Origin of the sequence: Kitasatospora sp. NPDC093558, assembly GCF_040683475.1 — a bacterium.
Lineage (GTDB): Bacteria > Actinomycetota > Actinomycetes > Streptomycetales > Streptomycetaceae > Kitasatospora.
This window is the reverse complement of sequence record NZ_JBFBDY010000382.1, coordinates 1-6,117: the sequence shown is the minus strand read 5'-3', so window position 1 is coordinate 6,117 and position 6,117 is coordinate 1. Positions and strand designations below refer to the sequence as shown.

Here is a 6,117-nt window from a genome sequence, read left to right as displayed (position 1 = left end):
GCTCCCGTCGCGGCTCCCGTCGTGGCCGAACAGCCCGCCGGGGAGCGGCCGTTGGCCAAGCCGCCGGTGCGCAAGCTGGCCAAGGACCTCGGCATCGACCTGCGCGCGGTCACCCCGACCGGCCGGGACGGCGTCGTCACCCGCGAGGACGTGCACGCCCACGCGTCGGCGCTCGCCGCCGCGGCGGCTCCGGCCGCTCCCGCGGTCGCCGTCGCCGAGCCCGTCGCGGCCGCGCCGGTCGAGGCGGTGGCGGTCGTGTCCGCCGCGGGCGACGTCCGGGTGCCGATCAAGGGCGTCCGCAAGGCCACCGCGCAGGCCATGGTGGCCTCGGCGTTCACCGCGCCGCACGTCACCGAGTTCGTCCAGGTCGACGTGACCCGCACGATGAAGTTCGTCCGCCGGCTCAAGGAGAGCGGCGAGCTGGGCAGGGACGTCCGGGTCAGCCCGCTGCTGATCGTCGCCAAGGCGCTGCTCACCGCGATCAAGCGGCACCCCGAGATCAACGCGCAGTGGGACGAGGCGGCCCAGGAGATCGTCATCAAGGGGCAGGTGAACCTCGGCATCGCCGCGGCCACCCCGCGCGGCCTGATCGTGCCCAACATCAAGGACGCCGGCGCCAAGACCCTCTCCGGGCTGGCCACGTCGCTCGGCGAGCTGGTCGAGACCGCCCGCCAGGGCAAGACCTCGCCGGCCGACATGCAGGGCGGCACGGTCACCATCACCAACGTCGGCGTCTTCGGCGTCGACACCGGCACCCCGATCCTCAACCCGGGCGAGGCCGCGATCCTCGCCTTCGGCGCGGTCCGGGAACTGCCGTGGGTGCACAAGGGCAAGGTGGTCCCGCGTCAGGTGACCACGCTGGCCCTCTCCTTCGACCACCGCCTGGTGGACGGGGAGCTGGGCTCCAAGGTGCTGGCCGACGTGGCCGCGCTCCTGGAGCAGCCGAAGCGCCTGATCACCTGGGGCTGATCCTCCGGTAGGACCGACGAAGGGGCCCTCCTCCGCGCAGCAGTGCGGAGGAGGGCCCCTTCGTCGTGCCCGAATTCTCGGACGTCTTCCGGGACTTGTTTCGGGATACTGCCGGAATGACGGATGAACTGACCGTCCGTCCGGGGACGGTGCCGGACGGGAACGAGGACGGGGACAGGGACGGGAGCGGGGCGCGGCGGTCGCTGCGGCGGGACGCGTCGGGGACGGCGCTGCTGGCCGGAGTGGTGTGCATCGCGGTGTCGTTCTCGGGGCCGCTGGTGGTGGTGCTCGCGGCGGCCTCGGCGGGGCGGCTGGACGCGGCCCACACGGCGTCGTGGATCTGGGCGGTGGGCGTCGGCAGCGGGGTGAGCGGGTTCCTGCTGAGCTGGTGGACCCGGACGCCGGTGATCACAGCCTGGTCGACGCCGGGCGCCGCGCTGCTGGTGACGAGCCTCGGGGCGTACCCGTACCGGGAGGCGGTCGGGGCGTACGTGGTGTGTGCGGTCGTGGTGACGCTGTTCGGGGTGACCGGCTGGTTCGGGCGGCTGATCGCGGCGGTGCCGGTCGGGATCGTCAACGCGATGCTCGCGGGGATCCTGTTCTCGTTCGGCGCCGGGATCTTCGGGGCCGTGCACAGCGCGCCGGTGCTGGTGGTGGGGAGCTTCGCGGCGTTCCTGCTGGCCAAGCGGTTCGCGCCGCGGTACGCCGTGCCGGTGGCGCTGCTGGTGGGCGCGGTGCTGGCGGCGGTCACGGTCGGGCTGCCGCTGCGGGTGGGTTCGGGCGGGCCGACGGTGCCGGTGCCGACCGTGCCGGCGTTCTCCTGGTCGGCCGCGGTGGGGCTGGCGCTGCCGCTCACGATCGTCGTCCTGGCCTCGCAGAACGCGCCGGGCCTCGGGGTGATGCGGGCCTTCGGGTACCGGGCGGACGACCGGCTGCTGATCGGGTCGACCGGCGTGGTGTCGCTGCTGATGGCGCCGTTCGGTTCGCCCGGGGTCAACCTCGCGGCGATCACGGCGGCGATCTGCTCGGGCCCCGAGGCCCACCCGGACCCGCGCCGGCGCTACGTCGCGGGGATGTCCTCGGGGGCGCTGTACGTGGTGGTGGGCAGCTTCGGCGGGGTGCTGGTGAGCCTGTTCACCGGGCTGCCGAAGGAGCTGATCGCGGTGATCGCCGGGGTCGCGCTGCTGGCGTCGCTGCAGGGCAGCCTGGCGGCGGCCGTCGCGGAGGAGCGGGGGCGGGACGCGGCGGTGGTGACGTTCCTGGCGAGCGCGTCGGGGATGAGCCTGTTCGGGATCGGGTCGGCGTTCTGGGGGCTGCTGTTCGGGCTCGGGACGCACCTCGTGCTGAACCCGGGGCGGAGGCCGGGGCGGAGGTCGTGACAGGGGCTGGGGCTGGGGCCGGGGCCGGGGCAGGGGCGGAGGCTGGGGCGGAGGCCGGGGCCGGGGCAGGGGCGGAATTCGTTGGTATGACTGGTCCGATGTGGATCGTTCGGCCAGGTCGGTGACTTTTTCGTCCGCCAGTGGGGGCGACACGCCGGTCCGGGTACGTCTCCGCTCCACCACCCGGGCGACGCCGGGTGACCGGAGCCCCGAGGACGCACCCGTATGCCGCCTGGCAACCCTGGCCGTCTCGTTCGGAGTCTGGCCGCGCTCGTGCTGGTGTCCACCGCCGTACTCCCGGCCGCCCTGGAGCTGGTCGGCCCCTCGCCGTTCGGCGTGATCGGGCCGGGCGCCACCGTCGACCGGGCGGTGCCGCCGCACACGGCGCAGCGCGCCGACCTGCGCGGCGCCGCGCCCGCCCCGACCGTCGACATCCGCCGCACCGGCGACCCGGCCAACCGGATCACCCTGGTGCTGCTCGGCGACGGCTACACGGCGGCCGAGCAGGACCTGTTCCAGCAGCAGGCGGACCGGGCCTGGCACTCGCTGATGGACATCGAACCGTTCCGCAGCTACCAGGCGTTCTTCAACATACGGCGGGTCGAGGTGGTCTCCCCGGTCTCCGGGATAGCCGAGACCGAGAGCCGCGGCCGCAACCCCGGGACCCCGCTCGGCATGCACTTCTGGTGCGAGGGCACCGCCCGGCTACTCTGCGCGGACGAGGCGGCCACCGCCCGGTACGCGGGGGACAGCGCCGGGCCGCAGTACCTGATAGCGCTGGCCAATTCGAGCGAGTACGGCGGCGCCGGGGGCACCGGGGTGACCACCCTGGCGGGCGGCAGCCCGGACGCGGGGCGGATCATCCAGCACGAGATCGGCCACACCGTGGGGGACCTCGGGGACGAGTACGACTCCGCCCCGGACGACGCCGACTACCCGAACCTCTCCACCCTCAACGCCGACGACATGCGCAAGAAGCAGTCCAAGTGGTGGCGCTGGCTCGGCGCCGAGTCCCCGGACGGCGCCGGGACGGTCGGGGCGTACCGCAGCGCCAACGGCCTCTACCGGCCGACGCCGGACTCGGTGATGCGCACCCTGGGCAGCGCCTACAACCTGCCGTCGCGCGAGGCGATCATCGAGGAGCTGTACCGCCGGATCCGCCCGACCGACCCCCCGGCGCCGCCGCCGGGCGAGGTCGGCGGCCGCCCCGAGCTGGACGTCCGTCCGCTGCCGCTGAGCGGGACGCGCCAGCTGCGGGTGGACTGGACGGTGGACGGCGTCCCGGTGGAGCCGCAGGCGGCGAACCGCGGGCGGCTGGACACCGCGCAGCTGAACATCCCGGCGGGCCGCGCCGCCACCGTCACGGCGACCGTCCGGGACACCACGGACTGGGTGCGGGACGAGGGCTTCCGGGACAAGTACATGACGCGGTCGGTGTCCTGGACGGTCACCGGCTGAGTGCCGGTCCCGGGGCGATCGGTCGTACCCCACGCTGGGCGTCGAATGATGGGATGACTACCCTGGATCCACTATGACCGTGGAGCCAGACCGTTCAGTCCGTCCCCTGTCCGCCCCCGCTCCCCGCTCCTCCGTCCCGTCCCCGGCCGCCCTGGTGTCCCCGCCCGGCGGTCGCGCCGCGTGGCTGGCGTGGTCCGTCGGCGTCAGCGTCTACGTCCTCGCGGTGATCCACCGCACCAGCCTCGGCGTGGCCGGGCTGGACGCCGCCGAGCGCTTCGGGATCGGGGCCTCGGCGCTCTCCACCTTCTCGATCCTCCAAGTGCTGGTCTACGCGGCCATGCAGGTCCCGGTGGGGCTGCTGGTCGACCGGTTCGGGCCGCGGCGGGTGCTGCTGCTCGGCGTCCTGCTGCTCAGCACCGGGCAGCTGGCCTTCGCGTTCAGCTCCTCGTTCGCCCCCGCGCTCGCCTCCCGGGCGGTGCTCGGCTGCGGGGACGCGATGACCTTCATCAGCGTGCTGCGGATCGCCGCGCGCTGGTTCCCGGCCGCGAAGAACCCGTTCGTCGCGCAGCTGACCGGCCTCGTCGGGATGGGCGGCAACCTGGTCACCACCGTGGTGCTCGCCCCGGTGCTCCACAGCGAGGGCTGGACGCCGACCTTCGCGGCGATCGCGCTGCTGGGCGTGGCGGTGTTCGCGCTGGTCGCGCTGTTCCTGAAGGAGCCGCCAGTGGCCGTGCCGCCGGTGGAGCAGCACCGGCCGCGGATGAACGTCGGGCAGCAGGTACGGGAGTGCTGGCAGGAGCCGGGCACCAGGCTCGGGCTCTGGGTGCACTTCACCACGCAGTTCCCCGGCAACGCCTTCGGCCTGCTCTGGGGCCTGCCCTACCTGGTCGAGGCCCAGGGCATGACGCGCACCGAGGCCGGCGGGCTGCTGACCCTGCTCGTGCTCTCCAACATGACCTGCGCCTTCGCGTTCGGCCGGGTGCTGTCCTTCTCGCCGCGCGCCCGGATGCCGATCGTGTTCTCGGTGATCGGCGCCACCGCACTCGGCTGGGCACTGGTCCTGGCCTGGCCGGGCGGCCACCCGCCGGTGTGGCTGCTCGTCGGGATCATCCTGGTGATGGGCAGCAACGGCCCGGCCTCGCTCGTCGGCCTCGACTACGCCCGGGCCCGCAACCCGGTGGAGCGCCTCGGGACGGCCTCCGGCATCGTCAACATGGGCGGGTTCATCGGCACGATGATCACCCTGTTCGGCATCGGCGTCCTGCTCGACACCTTGGCCCCGGCCGGCGCGGAGACGTACTCGGCCGACGCCTTCCGGTGGGCGTTCTGCTGGCAGTACGTCCCGCTGGCGGTGGGGACGGCGATGATCCTGCGGCTGCGGCGGAAGGTTCGTGCGTAGGGTTTCCGACCTGCGGAGATGCGGGAGACCCTTGTTCGGAACAAGGGTCTCCCGCTGTTACAGCCCGATTCCCCGCAGGACTTGGATGATCTCCGGCGGACGCCCAACGAGTTGGACCCGGTCGATCACGCAGAGCAGGGCGCCATCCGGCGGCATGACGGGTGCTTGAGGCGAAGGCGCCGCAGGTTCCGGCGGGCGTTCGGTTGCTTCGCGCCGTAGGCGGATCAGGTCCACCAGTTTCAGCTTCGGGCAGCCCGGGATGACCCGGCTGCCGCGGATCCCGACCCGTTCCACGGACGGGCAGGCGTAGTAGGCGCCGAAGGGTGGGCCGCTGTCCTCTTCCTGTGTCGGCATGTGGAAAGCCATCTCCCCGTGCCGGCAGTGCACCGTCCCGTCCGAGTGGATGACCACACCGGGCCAGTCTTCGTGGTCGATCTCGGCGATGATCTGCACCTGCTGGCCGATCGCCTCGGTGAGGGTCTCCGCCATTCGCCGCTGCTGGGTGGGGATGTCGGCGTTCCCGCGGCGGATGGAAGGGAGGAGCTCGCCGGTGACCCACTCCCTGAACGGGCGGGCGGAGCGCTTCTCGGACCTCATGAGGAGACTGTAGAGACCTGCCTCGCTCACAACGCCAAGCAATGGATTGCCCCGCCGGTAGACTTTCTGACCTGCGGAATCGTCCAAACCATAACTTTGGGAGATGGTTACAGCTCGCAGGTCGACAGTTCGGTGCTGGTGGGCTTCCAGGCCCTTGATAGCGCCGGCGGGATTGTGCCGGCCGAGGATCCGGCACACGTCCGCCGTGACGAACCACGGCTCCCCGTCGATCATCACCACCCTGATCGGCTGGCCCGTGACCGGGAAGCTCGATCGGACCAGCACCATCTGTTCTTCCTGTGCGTCGTCCATGGG

At 72.6% G+C, this 6,117-nt stretch carries 5 protein-coding genes; 4 read left to right on the top strand and 1 reads right to left on the bottom strand.

Annotation, left to right across the window (positions count from 1 at the left end; all coding sequences use genetic code 11):
- The 4 genes from AB0O00_RS26960 to AB0O00_RS26945 form a co-directional block, all read left to right on the top strand.
- Positions 1 to 969: dihydrolipoamide acetyltransferase family protein (locus AB0O00_RS26960; RefSeq protein WP_363655979.1), on the top strand; the 969-nt coding region annotated here is incomplete at its 5' end.
- A 116-nt stretch (positions 970 to 1,085) separates the two neighbouring features.
- Positions 1,086 to 2,348 (top strand): benzoate/H(+) symporter BenE family transporter, encoded by a 1,263-nt coding sequence (locus tag AB0O00_RS26955; RefSeq protein ID WP_363655977.1) that lies wholly within the window; start codon positions 1,086 to 1,088, stop codon positions 2,346 to 2,348.
- Between the two features lie 279 nt (positions 2,349 to 2,627).
- Positions 2,628 to 3,806, top strand: coding sequence for a M64 family metallopeptidase (locus tag AB0O00_RS26950; protein ID WP_363655975.1), 1,179 nt, complete (start codon positions 2,628 to 2,630; stop codon positions 3,804 to 3,806).
- Between the two features lie 73 nt (positions 3,807 to 3,879).
- Positions 3,880 to 5,205 (top strand): MFS transporter, encoded by a 1,326-nt coding sequence (locus tag AB0O00_RS26945; RefSeq protein ID WP_363655973.1) that lies wholly within the window; start codon positions 3,880 to 3,882, stop codon positions 5,203 to 5,205.
- A 57-nt stretch (positions 5,206 to 5,262) separates the two neighbouring features.
- Here the strand turns inward: AB0O00_RS26945 and AB0O00_RS26940 are convergent.
- On the bottom strand, positions 5,263 to 6,117 hold an 855-nt coding region (locus AB0O00_RS26940), incomplete at its 5' end, for a BRO family protein (protein ID WP_363655971.1).